At 76.0% G+C, this 15,204-nt stretch carries 11 protein-coding genes and 3 pseudogenes; 10 read left to right on the top strand and 4 right to left on the bottom strand.

Annotation, left to right across the window (positions count from 1 at the left end; translation table 11 throughout):
• Positions 1-313 precede the first annotated feature (313 nt).
• The 8 genes and pseudogenes from GQS52_RS28330 to GQS52_RS02310 all read left to right on the top strand — a co-directional run bounded on the left by GQS52_RS28330 (position 314) and on the right by GQS52_RS02310 (position 9,921).
• The gene (locus GQS52_RS28330) at positions 314-568 is read left to right on the top strand and encodes a hypothetical protein (protein WP_346268217.1); all 255 of its coding nucleotides are present in this window, start codon (positions 314-316) and stop codon (positions 566-568) included.
• Positions 565-2,167: pseudogene (locus GQS52_RS02340) on the top strand (carboxyl transferase domain-containing protein). Before GQS52_RS28330 ends, GQS52_RS02340 begins: the two are co-directional and overlap by 4 nt.
• Positions 2,168-2,295: 128 nt before the next feature.
• Positions 2,296-4,370 (top strand): annotated as a pseudogene (locus tag GQS52_RS02335) (biotin carboxylase N-terminal domain-containing protein).
• Positions 4,367-5,550, top strand: a pseudogene (locus GQS52_RS02330) (acyl-CoA dehydrogenase family protein). The pseudogenes GQS52_RS02335 and GQS52_RS02330 overlap by 4 nt, the downstream one beginning before the upstream one ends.
• 203 nt (positions 5,551-5,753) lie before the next feature.
• Positions 5,754-7,382: a 4-coumarate--CoA ligase family protein gene (locus tag GQS52_RS02325; protein WP_182311432.1), complete on the top strand. Its 1,629-nt coding sequence runs from the start codon at positions 5,754-5,756 to the stop codon at positions 7,380-7,382.
• A gap of 7 nt (positions 7,383-7,389) precedes the next feature.
• Positions 7,390-8,160 carry an enoyl-CoA hydratase family protein gene (locus GQS52_RS02320; RefSeq protein WP_182311431.1) on the top strand — a complete coding sequence of 257 codons (771 nt, stop codon included), beginning with the start codon at positions 7,390-7,392 and terminating at the stop codon, positions 8,158-8,160.
• 119 nt (positions 8,161-8,279) lie between these two features.
• Positions 8,280-8,897, top strand: a complete 618-nt coding sequence (locus tag GQS52_RS02315) for a TetR/AcrR family transcriptional regulator (RefSeq protein WP_182311430.1) — start codon at positions 8,280-8,282, stop codon at positions 8,895-8,897.
• Positions 8,898-9,189: 292 nt separating this feature from the next.
• Complete coding sequence (locus GQS52_RS02310; RefSeq protein ID WP_182311429.1) at positions 9,190-9,921, top strand: class I SAM-dependent methyltransferase; 732 nt, start codon at positions 9,190-9,192, stop codon at positions 9,919-9,921.
• A gap of 51 nt (positions 9,922-9,972) precedes the next feature.
• On the opposite strand, the gene GQS52_RS02305 is transcribed toward GQS52_RS02310, so the two are convergent.
• Positions 9,973-10,716 carry an SDR family oxidoreductase gene (locus tag GQS52_RS02305; RefSeq protein WP_182311428.1) on the bottom strand — a complete coding sequence of 248 codons (744 nt, stop codon included), beginning with the start codon at positions 10,714-10,716 and terminating at the stop codon, positions 9,973-9,975.
• Positions 10,717-11,009: 293 nt separating this feature from the next.
• Between GQS52_RS02305 and GQS52_RS02300 the strand changes: the two genes are divergently transcribed.
• Positions 11,010-11,489, top strand: a complete 480-nt coding sequence (locus GQS52_RS02300; protein WP_182311427.1) for an NUDIX domain-containing protein — start codon at positions 11,010-11,012, stop codon at positions 11,487-11,489.
• Positions 11,490-11,571: 82 nt separating this feature from the next.
• Here GQS52_RS02300 and GQS52_RS02295 read toward each other — a convergent pair whose 3' ends face one another.
• On the bottom strand, positions 11,572-12,447 hold the full coding sequence (locus GQS52_RS02295; RefSeq protein WP_182311426.1) for an alpha/beta hydrolase: 876 nt from the start codon (positions 12,445-12,447) through the stop codon (positions 11,572-11,574).
• Between the two features lie 242 nt (positions 12,448-12,689).
• Here GQS52_RS02295 and GQS52_RS02290 point away from each other — a divergent pair, with 242 nt between their 5' ends.
• On the top strand, positions 12,690-14,093 hold the full coding sequence (locus GQS52_RS02290) for a DUF418 domain-containing protein (protein WP_220472728.1): 1,404 nt from the start codon (positions 12,690-12,692) through the stop codon (positions 14,091-14,093).
• Here the strand turns inward: GQS52_RS02290 and GQS52_RS02285 are convergent.
• Together GQS52_RS02285 and dhaL are read right to left on the bottom strand one after the other, a co-directional pair.
• Positions 14,078-14,512, bottom strand: coding sequence for a PTS fructose transporter subunit IIA (locus GQS52_RS02285; protein ID WP_182311425.1), 435 nt, complete (start codon positions 14,510-14,512; stop codon positions 14,078-14,080). The two genes, GQS52_RS02290 and GQS52_RS02285, sit on opposite strands and share 16 nt — an antisense overlap.
• Positions 14,509-15,174, bottom strand: coding sequence for a dihydroxyacetone kinase subunit DhaL (gene dhaL, locus GQS52_RS02280; RefSeq protein ID WP_182311424.1), 666 nt, complete (start codon positions 15,172-15,174; stop codon positions 14,509-14,511). The genes GQS52_RS02285 and dhaL overlap by 4 nt, the downstream gene beginning before the upstream one ends.
• Positions 15,175-15,204: the final 30 nt, after the last annotated feature.

Genomic DNA, 15,204 nt, shown 5'->3' with positions numbered 1-15,204 from the left:
CGGTCACCGGCGCCGCCGTCGAACTCGGCCTGGCCTCCTACCCCGGCTTCCACCTCACCGCCCCGCCCGGCAAGGCCGCCCCCTACGGGGTGTTCGAGGCCGCCTTCGTCGACGCCGCCGCCGTGGAGCACACCGCCGTCCTGCCCGACGGGCGGCGGCTGCGCATCGGCCCCGCCCCGGCCGGCCGGCCCCTCGCCGACCCGCCGGAGCCGCCGCTGCCCGAGCCGCTGCCGCCCGGCCCCGTGCGCCGGGCCCCCTCGGCCTGGTCGCCGGCGCCCGCAGCGGCGACAAGGGCGGCAGCGCCAACGTCGGCGTGGACCGAGACCGAGGACGCCTGGCGCTGGCTCGCCCACACCCTCACCCCGCCCTGCTGCGCGAACTCCTCCCCGAGACCGCCCGCCTGCCCGTCACCCGCCACCTGCTGCCCAACCTGCGCGCCGTCAACTTCCGCATCGACGGGCTCCTCGGCGACGGCGTCGCCTCGCAGGCCCGCTTCGACCCCCAGGCCAAGGCGCTCGGCGAATGGCTCCGCTCGCGCCGGCTCGACATACCGGAGGCACTGCTGTGACCGTCCTGGCCACCGCCCTGGACACCGCCTCGGCGGAGTACGCCGCGGCCCGCGCCGCGATGCTGGACAAGCTCGACGCGCTGCGGGCCGAGCACGACAAGGCCGTCGCCGGCGGCGGCCCCAAGTACACCGAGCGACACCGCGGCCGCGGCAAGCTCCCCGCCCGCGAACGCATCGAACTGCTCCTCGACCCCGACACCCCGTTCCTGGAGCTGTCCCCGCTCGCCGCCTGGGGCAGCGACTACCCCGTCGGCGCCTCCCTGGTCACCGGCATCGGCACCGTCGAGGGGACCGAGTGCCTGATCACCGCCAACGACCCCACCGTGCGCGGCGGCGCCAGCAACCCCTGGACGCTGCGCAAGGCCCTGCGCGCCAACGAGATCGCCCTGGCCAACCGGCTCCCGGTGATCAACCTCGTCGAGTCCGGCGGGGCCGACCTGACCGGCCAGAAGGAGATCTTCGTCCCCGGCGGGGCCCTCTTCCGCGACCTGACCCGGCTGTCCGCCGCCGGCATCCCCACGATCGCCGTCGTCATGGGCAACTCCACGGCCGGCGGCGCCTACGTGCCGGGGATGTCCGACCACACGGTGATGGTGCGCGGACGCTCCAAGGTCTTCCTCGGCGGACCGCCCCTGGTGAAGATGGCCACCGGGAGGACGCCGACGACGAGACCCTCGGCGGCGCCGAGATGCACGCCCGCACCTCCGGCCTGGCCGACCACCTCGCCGACGACGAACCCGACGCCCTGCGCCGCGCCCGCCGCATCGTCGCCCGCCTGGAGTGGCGCAAGCAGGGGCCGCCCCCGGCCGACCCCGCGCCCGAACCGCCGAAGTACGACGAGGAGGAGCTCCTCGGGATCGTCCCCGAGGACCTCAAGACCCCCTTCGACCCGCGCGAGGTGATCGCCCGCATCGTCGACGGCAGCGACTTCGACGAGTTCAAGCCGCTGTACGGCCCCAGCCTGGCCACCGGCTGGGCCCGCCTGCACGGCTACCCGTCGGCGTCCTGGCCAACGCGCAGGGCGTGCTGTTCAGCCAGGAGTCCCAGAAGGCCGCCCAGTTCATCCAGCTCGCCAACCAGCGCGACATCCCCCTGCTGTTCCTGCACAACACCACCGGCTACATGGTCGGCACCGACTACGAGCAGGGCGGCATCGTCAAGCACGGCGCCATGATGATCAACGCGGTCTCCAACAGCCGCGTCCCGCACATCTCGGTGCTGATCGGCGCCAGCTACGGCGCCGGCCACTACGGCATGTGCGGCCGGGCCTACGACCCGCGGTTCCTGTTCGCCTGGCCCAGCGCCAAGTCGGCGGTGATGGGCCCGGCGCAGCTGGCCGGGGTGCTGTCCATCGTCGCCCGCCAGTCCGCGCAGGCCAAGGGGCGCCCCTGGGACGACGAGGCCGACGCGGCCCTGCGCGCCATGGTCGAGCAGCAGGTGGAGGCCGAGTCGCTGCCGATGTTCCTGTCCGGCCGGCTCTACGACGACGGCGTGATCGACCCGCGCGACACCCGCACCGTCCTCGGCCTGTGCCTGTCGGCCGTCCACGGCGCGCCCGTGCAGGGCGTGCGCGGCGGCTTCGGCACCTTCCGGATGTGAGGGAAACGATGCGAGGGGACACCGAGCACATGACCGGCACCGACACCGGACGCACGACCGGATCCGACACCGGGCACACGACGGGCACCGGCACCGGAGGCGCGACGGGCGCCGGCACCGGGCGCACGATCGGCTCCGTACTGGTCGCCAACCGCGGCGAGATCGCCCGCAGGGTCTTCCGCACCTGCCGGGACCTGGGCATCTCCACCGTCGCCGTCTGCTCCGACGCGGACGAAGGCTCCCCGCACGCCGCGGAGGCCGACGCCGTCGTGCGGCTGCCCGGCAGCACGCCCGCCGACACCTACCTGCGGGCCGACCTGCTGGTGAAGGCCGCCGAGGCCGCCGGCGCCGACGCCGTCCACCCCGGCTACGGCTTCCTGTCCGAGAACGCCGACTTCGCCCGCGCCGTCACCGCCGCCGGGCTCACCTGGATCGGGCCCTCAGCGGAGGCCATCGCCGCCATGGGGTCGAAGACCTCGGCCAAGCGGATCGCGGCCGCCGCCGGCGTGCCCGTGGCCACCGCCCCGGACCCGGCGGAGGCCACCGCCGACGACCTGCCGCTGCTGGTCAAGGCCGCCGCCGGCGGCGGCGGACGCGGCATGCGGGTGGTGCGCGAACTCGCCGCCCTGGAGACGGAGCTGGCCGCGGCGCGCGCCGAGGCGCAGGCCGCCTTCGGCGACTCGGAGGTCTTCCTCGAGCCCTACCTGCCCGCCGGCCGCCACGTCGAGGTGCAGATCCTCGCCGACGCCCACGGCACCGTCTGGGCGGTGGGGGAGCGCGACTGCTCCGTCCAGCGCCGCCACCAGAAGGTCGTCGAGGAGACCCCCGCCCCCGGCCTGGACGACGCGCTGCGCGCCGCCCTGCACGGCGCCGCCGCCGACGCCGCCCGCGCCGTCGGCTACACCGGCGCCGGCACCGTGGAGTTCCTCCTCGCCCCCGACGGCCGGTTCTTCTTCCTGGAGATGAACACCCGCCTGCAGGTCGAGCACCCGGTCACCGAGTGCGTCACCGGCCTGGACCTGGTCGCCCACCAGATCCGCATCGCCGAGGGCGCCCCCTGCCCGCGCCCGTCCCGCCCGCGCCCCGCGGCCACGCCGTCCAGGCCCGCCTGTACGCCGAGGACCCGGCCCGCGGCTGGCAGCCCCAGGCCGGACGGCTGCACCTGTTCGACGTCCCCGGGGTGACCGCCCGCTTCAGCGCCGTCGCGGGCGCCGACCACGGCCTGCGGCTGGACCCGGGCGTGGAGGACGGCAGCGACATCGGCGTGCACTACGACGCGATGCTCGCCAAGGCCGTCGCCTGGGCCCCCACCCGCGCCGAGGCGCTGCGCCGCCTCGCCCACGCCCTGGACCGCAGCCGCATCCACGGCCCCCGCACCAACCGCGACCTGCTGGTGCGCATCCTGCGCCACCCGGAGTTCGCCGCGGGCCGCGCCGACACCGCCTTCCTGACCCGCCACCACGGCGAACTCACCGGCCCCGGCGAGCAGCAGGCGCAGGAACGGGCGGAGGCGGAGTCGCTGTGCGCGGCCGCCGCGGCCCTGGCCGACCAGGCGCACCGCAGGTTGCGCGCCCCCGCGGTCGCCGGCCGGGCCGGGGGCTGGCGCAACGTCCCCTCCGTCCCGCACACCGCCCGCTACCTGGCCGGGAACACCGAGCACACGGTGCGCTACCGCACCGGCCGCGCCGGGCCCGTCCTGCTCGACCGCCCGGGCACCCGCGTGGTGCGGGCCGAGCCCGACCGCGTGGTTCTGGAGACCGGCGGAGTGCGCCGCACCTGGACCGTCACCCGGCGCGGGGACACCGTCTGGGTCGACACCCCCGGGGCCCGCCTGACCCTGACCGCCGTGTCCCGCTTCCCCGAACCCGGCGGCCGCACCGCCCCCGGCTCCCTCCTCGCCCCCATGCCCGGCACCGTCGTGCGGGTCGCCGTCGCCGAGGGCGAGCGGGTGGAGGCCGGGCAGCCCCTGCTGTGGCTGGAGGCGATGAAGATGGAGCACCGCGTCACCGCCCCCGCCGACGGCACCGTCACCGCACTGCACGCCCACCCCGGCCGCCAGGTCGACGTCGGCACGGTCCTCGCCGTCGTCACGGCGGACTCCCCGGACCCCTCGGACCCCGTGAACCACTCGGACCCCGTGGACCCCGCCGGCCCGGAACCCCGGCCGACCGCCCCCTCCGACGCAGAGGAGCCCCGCCCGTGACCGCACCGGCCGCCACCTTCGACAACGCCTTCACCGAGAGCGAGGAGCGCCGCGCCCTGCGCGCCGCCGTCCGGCAGCTCGGCACCCGCTACGACCGCGCCTACTACGTCAACGCCCTGCGCGAGAAGGGGCACACCGACGAACTGTGGCACGAGGCCGCCAAGCTCGGCCACATCGGCGTCAACCTCCCCGAGGAGTACGGCGGCGGCGGGGCCGGCATCAGCGAACTGGCCATCGTCCTGGAGGAGATGGGCGCCAACGGCTGCCCGCTGCTGCTGATGGTCGTCTCGCCCGCCATCTGCGGCACCGTCATCGCCCGCTTCGGCACCGGGGAGCAGAAGCGCCGCTGGCTGCCCGGCCTGGCCGACGGCTCGGTCACCCTCGCCTTCGGCATCACCGAACCGGACGCCGGGTCCAACTCCCACCGCATCACCACCACCGCCCGGCGCGACGGCGACGACTGGGTGCTGAACGGGGCCAAGGTCTTCATCTCCGGCGTGGACCGCGCCGACGCCACCATGATCGTCGCCCGCACCGAGGACGCCCGCACCGGGCGGCTCAAGCCCGCCCTCTTCCTCGTGCCCCGCACCACCCCCGGCTTCGAGTACCGCGCCATCGAGATGGAGATCGAGGCCCCCGAGAAGCAGTTCCAGGTCTTCCTCGACGACGTGCGCCTGCCCGCCGACGCACTCGTCGGCGACGAGGACGCCGGCCTGGTGCAGCTGTTCGCCGGCCTCAACCCCGAACGCATCATGGCCGCCGCCTACTCCGTGGGCCTCGCCCGCTACGCCCTGGGCCGGGCGGCGGAGTACGCCTCCACCCGGCAGGTGTGGAAGCAGCCCATCGGCGCCCACCAGGGCATCGCCCACCCCTGGCCCGGATCAGGATCGAGACCGAACTCGCCCGCCTGATGATGCAGAAGGCCGCCTTCCTCTACGACAGCGGGGACGACGCCGGGGCCGGCGAGGCCGCCAACGTGGCCAAGTACGCGGCCGCCGAGGCCTGCGCCAACGCCGTCGACCAGGCCGTGCACACCCTCGGCGGCAACGGACTGACCGCCGAGTACGGCCTGGCCTCCCTGCTCACCGCCTCCCGGGTCGGCCGCATCGCCCCGGTCAGCCGCGAAATGATCCTCAACTACGTCGCCCAGCACACCTTGGGGCTGCCCAAGTCCTACTGACCTCCGGGACCTCCGGGACCTCCGGGGCCCGGGGCCGCCGGCCGCACCTCCGGTCGGCCGGCCGTCCCGGGACGGGCCGCGGGCGCCCCGCCGAACGGATCCGCCGAACGGCGCCCGAGCAACGACTGCCCGGTGGGCAGGAACGCCGACACCGTGGTCGGCGGCGGCGGGCACCCCCGCCCCCGGCCGGAAGGAGCGCCACCGTGGTCTTCCACAGCACCTACCCGAGCGTCCCCGTCCTCGACCGGCCGATCCACGAGACCGTCCTGGGGCGGGCCGGCGAGTTCGCCGACCGCACCGCCCTGGTGGACGGCGTCGGCGGACTGACCGTCACCTACGGCCAACTGGACGCCTTCTCCCGGCGCATCGCCGCCGCCCTGGCCGCCTCCGGGCTGCGCAAGGGCGACGTGCTGGCCCTGTACAGCCCCAACACCGTCGCCTACCCGGCCGTCTTCCACGGCGCCGTCCGGGCGGGCGCGGTCGTCACCACCGTCAACTCCCTGGCCACCGTCGAGGACCTGACCCGCCAGCTCCTCGACAGCCGGGCGGGCTGGATCGTGACGGTCTCCCACTTCCTGGACACCGCCCGGGCCGCCGCCGAGGCCGCCGCGGCCCGCGGCAACCCGGTGCGCGAGATCCTGGTGTGCGACCGGGCCGACGGCCACCGCAGCGTCCTCGACCTGCTGGCCTGCGAAGACCCCGAACCGCAGGTGGACATCGACCCCGTCCGCGACACCGCCGTGCTGCCCTACTCCTCCGGCACCACCGGCACCCCCAAGGGCGTGGAGCTCACCCACCGCAACCTGTCCACCAACCTGCTGCAGATCGACGCCCTGCACCACCCCGGGCCCGGCGAACGCATCCTCGCCGTCCTGCCGTTCTTCCACATCTACGGCCTCACCGCCCTGATGAACCACCCGCTGCGGTGCGGATCCACCGTCGTCGTCCTGCCCCGCTTCGACCTCGACCGGTTCCTGGCCGCGATCGCCGAGCACCGCGTCGAGGGCCTGTTCGTCGCCCCGCCCATCGTGCTGGCCCTCGCCAAGCACCCGGCGGTCGCCGACCACGACCTGTCCTCGCTGCGCTACATCGTCTCCGCCGCCGCCCCGCTCGACGCCGGCCTCGCCGAGGCCTGCTCCCGCCGCCTGGGCCTGCCCCCGGTACGGCAGGCGTACGGGATGACCGAGCTCTCGCCCGGCACCCACGTCGTGCCGCTGGACGCCCAGGACCCGCCGCCCGGAGCCGTCGGCAGGCTCCTGCCCTCCACCGAGCTGCGCATCGTCAGCGTGACGGAGGACGGGGGCGGAGCCCCCCGCGACCTGGGGGTCGACGAGGAGGGCGAGATCCTCGTCCGCGGACCGCAGGTGATGAAGGGCTACCTGGGCCGCCCGGACGCCACCGCGGCGACGGTCGACGCCGACGGCTGGCTGCACACCGGCGACGTGGGCCGCGTCGACGCCGACGGCTGGCTGTACGTCGTCGACCGGGTCAAGGAGCTCATCAAGTACAAGGGCTACCAGGTCGCCCCCGCAGAGCTCGAGGCCGTCCTGCTCACCCACCCCGACGTCGCCGACGCCGCCGTCGTCGGGGTCCCCGGCGCCGACGGCGGCGAGGTGCCCAAGGCGTTCGTCGTGCCCCGGCCCGGCTCGGGCCTGACCGGGCAGCAGGTCGTGGAGCACGTCGCCGCCCGGGTCGCCCCCTACAAGAAGGTCCGCGCCGTCGAATTCGTCGACGCCGTCCCCAAGGCCGCCTCCGGGAAGATCCTCCGCCGCGAACTGCGCGCCCGGCAGGCCGGGGCCCCCGCCGTACCCGCCCCCCGACAAGGAGAGTGACACCCCCGTGGACGACAGCAGCGAGCCCCTGGTCCGCCGCACCGACGACCGCGGCATCGCCGTCCTGACCCTGGACTCCCCGCACAACCGCAACGCCCTGTCGGGCCGGCTCATGGACCAGCTGCACCGGGCCCTGGACGAGGCCGGGGCCGACCCCGGCACCAGGGGCGTGCTGCTCACCCACACCGGCACCGTCTTCAGCGCCGGCGCCGACCTCTCCGAGGCCGTCTCGGGCGACCCGGCGGCCGGCCCGCTGCGGCTCGCCGCCCTGCTGCGCGCGATCGTCGAGCTGCCCAAGCCCGTCGTCGCCTCGGTCACCGGCCACGTCCGGGCGGGCGGGCTGGGCCTGCTCGGCGCCTGCGACGTCTCCGCCGCCGGGCCGGACGCCACGTTCGCCTTCACCGAGGCCCGCCTCGGCCTGGCCCCGGCCGTGATCTCCCTGCCCCTGCTGCCCCGCCTGGATCCGCGCGCCGCCACCCGCTACTACCTCACCGGGGAGAAGTTCGGCCCGGCCGAGGCCGCCCGCATCGGCCTGACCACCCTGGCCTGCGACGGCGACCCGGCCGAGGCCCTGCAACCGGTGCTGGACGGGCTGCGCGCCGCCTCCCCGCAGGGACTGGCGGAGTCCAAGCGCCTGGCCACCGCAGGGGTGCTGCGCGCCTTCGACCGCGACACCGAGGCCCTGGCCGCAGCCTCGGCCCGGCTCTTCGCCTCCGAGGACGCCCGCGAGGGCATGACCGCCTTCCTCCAACGGCGCCCGCCCCGGTGGGTGCGGTGACCGGGGGCCCGGGAGGGCACGGTCCGCCCGCCGGACCGGGGCGCCGCCCCCGGGAGGAGCCCCCGGCCGGCCACCGGCCGCCCGCGGCCGGGACGGGCACCACGGGTACCCTGCACGACGTGACCACGCACGCCGCCGCAGAGCGAGCCCCCAAGCAGGACCGCAGCCGGGCCACCCGGCGGCGGCTGCTGGAGGCGGCCGTCGAGTGCCTGGCCGAGCACGGCTGGGCGGGCAGCACGGTGGCGGCGGTCTCCCTGCGCGCCGGGGTCTCCCGGGGCGCGGCGCAGCACCACTTCCCGACCCGGGAGGACCTGTTCACCGCGGCGGTGGAGTACGTCGCGGAGGAGCGGATCGCCGCGGTGCGGGCGGCGGTCGCCGCCCTTCCGCCGGAAGGCGCCGACAGGATCCGCGCGGCGGTGGAGGTCCTCGTCGACTGCTACACCGGCCCGCTCTTCCGCGCCGCCCTGCACCTGTGGGTGGCGGCCGCGGACGAGGAGCAGCTGCGGCCGAGGATCACCGACCTGGAGACCCGGGTGGGACGCGAGACCCACCGGGCGGCGGTGGAGTTCCTCGGCGCGGACGAGAGCGTGGAAGGGGTGCGCGAGACCGTCCAGGCCACCTTGGACATGGCCCGCGGCCTGGGCCTGGCCAACCTCCTCACCGACGACAGCGCCCGGCGCGCCGGGGTGGTCGCCCAGTGGGCGCGCACCCTGGAGACGGTCCTGGCCACCGGCTGAGCCGCCCGGCCGGGCACCCGGCCGGGCACCCGGCCGGTCCGCCCGACCGGGGCACCCTTCCGGGGCGTTTGGCGGCCCGTCGGAAAAACCCGCCCCGGGCCCGCCGGGAACGGCACCGTGACGGCCCCCGGCGAGGGGCACGGGCGGCGGCTGCGCACGGCCCGGGGTGACGGTCCGGCCCCTGCCCGCACAGGCCGTCCGGCGCCCCGCCCGCGCCTCGCGCGGTCCGCTCCGGCACGTGGCCGCGTGCCGTCCGGCACTACCGTGTCACCCGTCGTGGAAGGGGGACCGGATGGACCGGAACATACGCACGGTCGAGGACGTACTCGGGCTGCTGGACAGGCTGTTCGCCCCGGAGGCCGACCGCTGGACGGCCGCCGGGGCCGACTGGTGGGACGACTTCTACGGCGACCGCTCCAGGCCGGTCCCGTTCTTCGCGCACAAGCCGGACGAGAACCTGGCCTCCTACCTGGACCGGGGCCTGATCGCCCCGGAACGGGTCCTGGACCTCGGCTGCGGCCCGGGCCGCAACGCCCTCCACCTGGCCTCCCCGGGCCGCCTGGTGGACGCCGTCGACCTCTCGCCGAAGGCCGTCGAATGGGCCGGGGAGCGCGCCCGCGAAGCCGGCGCCGACGTCCGGTTCCACTGCGGCGACGCCTTCGCCCCCGCCACGACCGGGCTGGACGGCCCGTACGACCTGGTCTACGACTCGGGCTGCTTCCACCACCTGCCGCCCCACCGCCGCATCAGCTACCTCGCCCTCCTCGACCGCGTCCTCGCCCCCGGCGGCCACTTCGCCCTCACCTGCTTCGCGGCCGGAGCGATGGGCTCCGAGCTCCCCGACGAGGCGTTCTACCGCGACTCCCGCCTCCACGGCGGACTCGCCTACACCCCGGAGTCCCTGCGCCGGATCTTCTCCGGCCTGACGGAGGTCGAACTGCGCCGCATGCGCGACGAACCGCCCGGGTCCCCGTACTTCGGCGAGCCCTTCCTCTGGACGGCCCTGTTCCGCCGCGACGCCTGAACGGCCTCCGGCGGCCCGCCCGTAGCCGCGGGCGGGCCGCCGGGCCCGGCGTCAGCGCAGTTTGATCGCGCCGCCGTCGGCCATGAGGGTCTGCCCCGTCATGTACCGGGAGTCGTCGTCGGCGAGGAAGGCCACGATCGGCGCCACGTCCTCCATCGGGTCGCCGAACCGGCCGAGCGGGACCTTCGCAGCCGAGAGGGCGTACTGCTCGGGGTGCGCGGCGGCCCACTGCTCCACGCCCCCCGTCCTCGCCATCGGCGACACGACGTTGACGCGGATCTGGTCGGCGGCCCACTCGTTGGCGACCACGCGGCTCAGGCCGCGGACGGCCTCCTTGGCCGCCGCGTAGGAGGCCTGGTTCGGCTGCCCCTCGAGGCCGGCGCCGGAGGCGAAGTTGATCACGGACCCCCGGGTCTTTTGAAGCTCCTCGTGCGCGGCGAGCATGAAGTTGCGCGTGGCGAAGAGCGAGGTGTCCAGCGCCAGCCGCCAGTCGTCGTCGGTCTGCTCGGTGAAGGGCCGCACCCGCGAGGCGCTCGCGTTGTTCACCAGCACGTCGAGCTTCCCGTACCGCTCCACGGCGGTGGCCACGGCCCGGTCGGCGACCGCGCGGTCCGAGACGTCGCCCTGCAGGAACGCCACCGCGTCCCCCAGCTCGGCCGTGAGCGCGTCCCCGGCCTCCTGCTGCAGGTCGACGACGACCACGCGCGCCCCGCGCGCGACGAACGTCCGGGTGACGGCCTCACCGATCCCGGACGCACCCCCGGTGACGATCGCGACCTTGTTCTCCAGTGCCATGAGCTGCTCCTCGGCTCGTCGTACGTCCTTGCCACAGGGGGACGCACGCGGGGCCGGGCACGGGAACACCGCAGCGCACGGCAGCGCGACATCCCCTCGGCCCGAGCCTATGAGCTGCACGGACGGCCGACCCGCCGAGAACGGAGGAGAAGGATCACAGGCGGGGCGGGGAACCCGGGAACCGCGGCGGTGACTGCGGCGCGCGCCGGGTCAAAGTCCCCGCAGGCCCCCCCGACGGGTGATCGTCACCGATCGGAACGAGCAACCCGGCCCGGACAACTAGGCTTCCGCGCATGGCGATTCCCCCGTTCCTCCGCGACATCCGCGCCAAGTGCGGCCACCACCTGCTCCTCCTGCCCGGGGTCGTGACCGTCACCTTCGACGACGAGGGCCGCGTCCTGCTCGGCCGCCGCGCCGACAACGGCCGGTGGGCGCTGATCAGCGGCATCCCCGAACCGGGGGAGGAGCCCGCCGACACCGCGGTGCGCGAGGTGCTGGAGGAGACCGGCGTGCACGTGGTGCCCGAGCGGATCGTCGCCGTACGGAGCACCCCGCCGATCGACTACCCCAACGGTGACCGCTCGCAGTACATGGACACCGTCTTCCGCTGCCGTGCGGTCGGCGGCGACGCCAGGGTCAACGACGACGAGTCCCTGGAGGTCGGCTGGTTCTCCCCGGACGCGTTGCCGCCGATCGGGGAGCGGATGGTGGAACTGGTCAAGCTCGCCGCGGCCGACGGGCCCGCCTGGTTCGAGCCGCCCAAGGGCGTCTGACCGGTACGGGCCCGCGGTACGGGCCCGCGCGACACGGCCCCGCGCGCCCGTACCGCGGCGCGGGCCCGGCCTGCCGGCGGCCCTACAGCGCGCGGGCGAGCAGGCGGCGGGCCACCGCGCGTGCCCCCTGCTCCCCGGTGAGGATCGAGTAGTGGTTGGTGTCCGGCACCAACCGCGCGGCCGCCGGGAAGTCGCCGGACACCGCCCGCAGGTACTCCTCGTCGTACAGGCCGCCCGGCTGGTCCATGAACCCGCGCGGCGCCCACAGCAGTTCGGCCGGGCAGACCAGCCGCCCGGCCGCACCGGCCGCCTCGGAACCGAGCATCACGTCCGCCCCGTCGGCGCGGACCGCCTCCTCCGCGCAGGACGACCGCAGGCGCGGCTCCTCGCCGGCCAGGTCGTGCTGGAGGTACTCCTCCACCGCGTCCGACCAGTACCCGTCGAACGCCGGGTGCGCCCGCCAGAAGCCCCGGTACTGCTCCCGCGAGGCGAACTCGGCCGACAGCCGCCGCACGGCCGGGCCCACCAGCGCCTCGCTCATCCCCTCCGCGTCCTGACCCCGCGGCACGGGGACCGGCAGCCCGCCGTCGACCAGCACCACGGAGCGGGCCGCGTCCGGGTGGCGGGCCGCGGTCACCGCCGCGACGAACGCACCCATCGAGTGCCCGGCCAGCACCAGCGGCACGCCGCCGGCCCACTTCACCAGCGCCGACACGTCACGGGCGTGCGCGGCCAGCCCGTACGGCCCGGGCAGGGACGAACTGCAGGCCCGTCCCCGCAGGTCCGGGGCGAGGAGGGTCACCGCGCCGTCCAGCGCGGCGGCCACCGGGGCCCAGCTCAGGCCGTTGGCCGTCAGGCCGTGCAGGGCCACCACCACCGGCGCCCCCGGGGCCCCCGCCCACCGGTGGACCGCCAGCCCGCCGCCCTCGACCGGAACGGACAGCACCTCGTGCCGCATACTCTGACCTTCTCTCCTGCGCGGTGGAACGCTCCGCAGCCTAACCCCGCCGCCCGGCCGCGGTCCGGGGCGGTTCCGTGCGGGATCCCCGGGGCGGTGGGCCGCCGGGAGGACCTGCGCGGGCCCCGACTGCACCGAAAGGTGCAGTCGGCTTTCGTCACCGCACACGACGACCCGGCCCGGGACGGCCGGAAGCATGGGAGGCGTCGAGACGACCCCGCCCGCCCGTCCCGGAGACCACGATGAGCGACACCGCCGTGCCCCTTCCCGCCCCTCCCCGTCCCTCCCCGCCCGCGGCCCGGCGGCGGATACCGCTGCTGGACGTCCTGCGCGGTGCGGCGATCCTCGGGACCCTCATGACCAACGTGTGGATATTCACCGCCCCCGGAGGGGAGTGGTCGGTGCTCTCGGGAGGGATGCCGTCCCCGGCGGAGTCCGTCCTGTCCGACCCCTCGCTCCCGTCGGTCGCCGAGGGCGTCTTCCGGTTCCTGGCCGACGGCAAGTTCCTGTCCCTGCTGACCGTGCTGTTCGGCGTCGGCCTGGCCGTCCAGTACGAGTCGGCCGCCGCCCGCGGACAGGCGTGGCCCGGCCGCTACCGCCGACGCGCGCTGTTCCTGTTCCTGGAGGGGACACTCCACTTCACCCTGGTCTTCGCCTGGGACGTGCTCATGGGCTACGCGGTCACCGCGCTCCTGGTGGCGCGGCTGCTGGGCCGGTCCCCACGCGCCCGCACCGTCGCCGCGTGGACCTTCGCGGGCCTGCACCTGGCCCTCGTGCTCCTGGTCACCGCCGCGTTCCTGACGGACGGCTCCGGCACGGGGCGGGACGGCGGCGCCCCCTCCCCGGCCGACGAACGCGCCGTCGCCCTCTACGCCGACGGCGGCTACCTCGACCAGGTGGCGTTCCGGCTGGAGAACTTCGCGGCCCTGCGCATCGAACCGGTCCTCTCCTTCCCCCTGCTGGTCCTCCTCTTCCTGCTCGGCGTGCGGCTGTTCCGCGCGGGGGCCTTCGCCCCCGACGCCGCCGGGCGGCGCATCCGTGCCCGCCTGTGCGCCTGGGGGCTGGGCCTGGGCCTGCCCCTGAACGCGGCCGCCGCGCTGGCCGGACCGGACTTCCTGATGCTCGGCCGGTACACGGCCGCCCCCGTGCTGGCCCTGGGCTACCTCGGACTGATCGGCGTCCTGGCCGACCGCGCCGCCCGCCGGGGCCGCCGCCCCGGCCCCCTCACCGCGGGCCTGACGGCCGTCGGCCGCACCGCGCTGTCCGCCTACGTCGCGCAGAACGCGATCTGCGCGCTGGTCTCGTACGGCATCGGACTGGGCCTGGCCGCCCGGTTCGACGGCGCCGGGCCCTGGTGGGTCATGGGACTGTGGGCCGCGGTCTGCCTGGTCCTGACCCTCGGCGCGAGCCTGTGGCTGCGCCGCTTCTCCCACGGGCCGCTGGAGGCCGTGCAGAAGTGGGCGCTGAGCCCCCGCGGCACCGCCGGCCCGGCCCCGGCCGGAACCGGGGAGGCGGGAGCGGCCGGCCCCGGCGGGGCCGGGCCGGTGGCAGGGACGGCGGGGACGGCGGCCACGGGGACGGCGGGAGCGGCCGGTGGGGAGGCGGCCGGTGCGGGCGCCCGGCCCGGGGATCAGACCTTGCGGTAGGAGTAGGCGTCCTGCGCGGCGGACAGCACGGCCTCCACGTCGCCGCCGACCGAGGCGGTGACCACGGCGGCCACCGCCCCCTCCACGAAGGGGGCGTCGGCCAGCCGGGTCCCCTCCGGCAGCTCGCCGCCCTCCGCCAGCAGCGTCTTGACGGTCAGCACCGCGCTCCCCAGGTCGGCCAGGACCACCACGCCCGCCCCGCGGTCCACCTCCCGGGCGGCGGTGGTGATCGCCTCGGAACTCGTCCCCACCCCGCCGTCGTGCGCGCCGCCCGCCGCCGCCACCGGCGCCGGCTCGGGCGCGCCGGACAGGTCGGCGGCCAGCCGCGCGGTGCTCTCGGCCACCGCGGCGCTGTGCGAGACCAGCACGATCCCGACCTTCCCCGGGGCTGCGGGCGCCCGGCCCGCCCCGGCGTTCACAGCGCCCCGTCCTGCGCGACGTCGGCGAGGGCGCCGAGCAGCAGCGCGGAGGAGGTCGCGCCCGGGTCCTGGTGGCCGATGCTGCGCTCGCCCAGGTAACTGGCGCGCCCCTTGCGGGCCAGCATCGGGACGGTGGCCACGGCCCCCTCCTCCGCGGCGATCCGGGCGGCGGCCAGGGCGTCCACCAGGCTCGCCCCCTTGTCCAGGGCGAACCCCATCGCCTCGACCGCCGGGGCCAGCGCGTCGATCATCGTCTTGTCGCCCTGCGCCGCGCCGCCGAGCTGCGCGACCCCGTCGACCCCGGCCCGCAGTGCCTCCCGCAGCTGCTCCGGGGCCACCTCCTCGGCGTCGCCCAGCGCCTTGCCCGCCCTGCGCAGCAGCGTCCCGTACAGCGGTCCGGAGGCGCCGCCGACCCTGCTGATCAGGATCCGCCCGATCCCGGCCAGCACCGCGCCGGGGGTGGCCGCCGGGTCCTGCTCCATCTCCTGGGCGGCGGCCCGGAAACCGCGCTGCATGTTGCTTCCGTGGTCGGCGTCGCCGATCGCCGAGTCCAGCTCCGTCAGGTGCACGGCCTCGCGGTCGACGACGGCCGCGGCCTCGGCCAGCCAGCGCCGGACGAAGAGGGCGTCGACCGCCGGTTCGGGGGATGCGGGTGCTGTCATGGGAAGCGTCTTCCTCCGGGGCCGGGGCGC

The sequence above is a fragment of the Streptomyces sp. SCUT-3 genome, from assembly GCF_014083985.1.
Taxonomy (GTDB): domain Bacteria; phylum Actinomycetota; class Actinomycetes; order Streptomycetales; family Streptomycetaceae; genus Streptomyces_H; species Streptomyces_H thermolineatus.
This window is presented reverse-complemented; position numbering and strand designations above follow the sequence as displayed.

Excerpts from the sequence above, each read along its gene's own strand:
- GQS52_RS02310 (WP_182311429.1), top strand. The coding sequence starts at position 9,190 with ATGGACCGGAACATACGCACGGTCGAGGACGTACTCGGGCTGCTGGAC.
- GQS52_RS02305 (WP_182311428.1), bottom strand. The coding sequence starts at position 10,716 with ATGGCACTGGAGAACAAGGTCGCGATCGTCACCGGGGGTGCGTCCGGG.
- GQS52_RS02300 (WP_182311427.1), top strand. The coding sequence starts at position 11,010 with ATGGCGATTCCCCCGTTCCTCCGCGACATCCGCGCCAAGTGCGGCCAC.
- GQS52_RS02295 (WP_182311426.1), bottom strand. The coding sequence starts at position 12,447 with ATGCGGCACGAGGTGCTGTCCGTTCCGGTCGAGGGCGGCGGGCTGGCG.
- GQS52_RS02290 (WP_220472728.1), top strand. The coding sequence starts at position 12,690 with ATGAGCGACACCGCCGTGCCCCTTCCCGCCCCTCCCCGTCCCTCCCCG.
- dhaL (WP_182311424.1), bottom strand. The coding sequence starts at position 15,174 with ATGACAGCACCCGCATCCCCCGAACCGGCGGTCGACGCCCTCTTCGTC.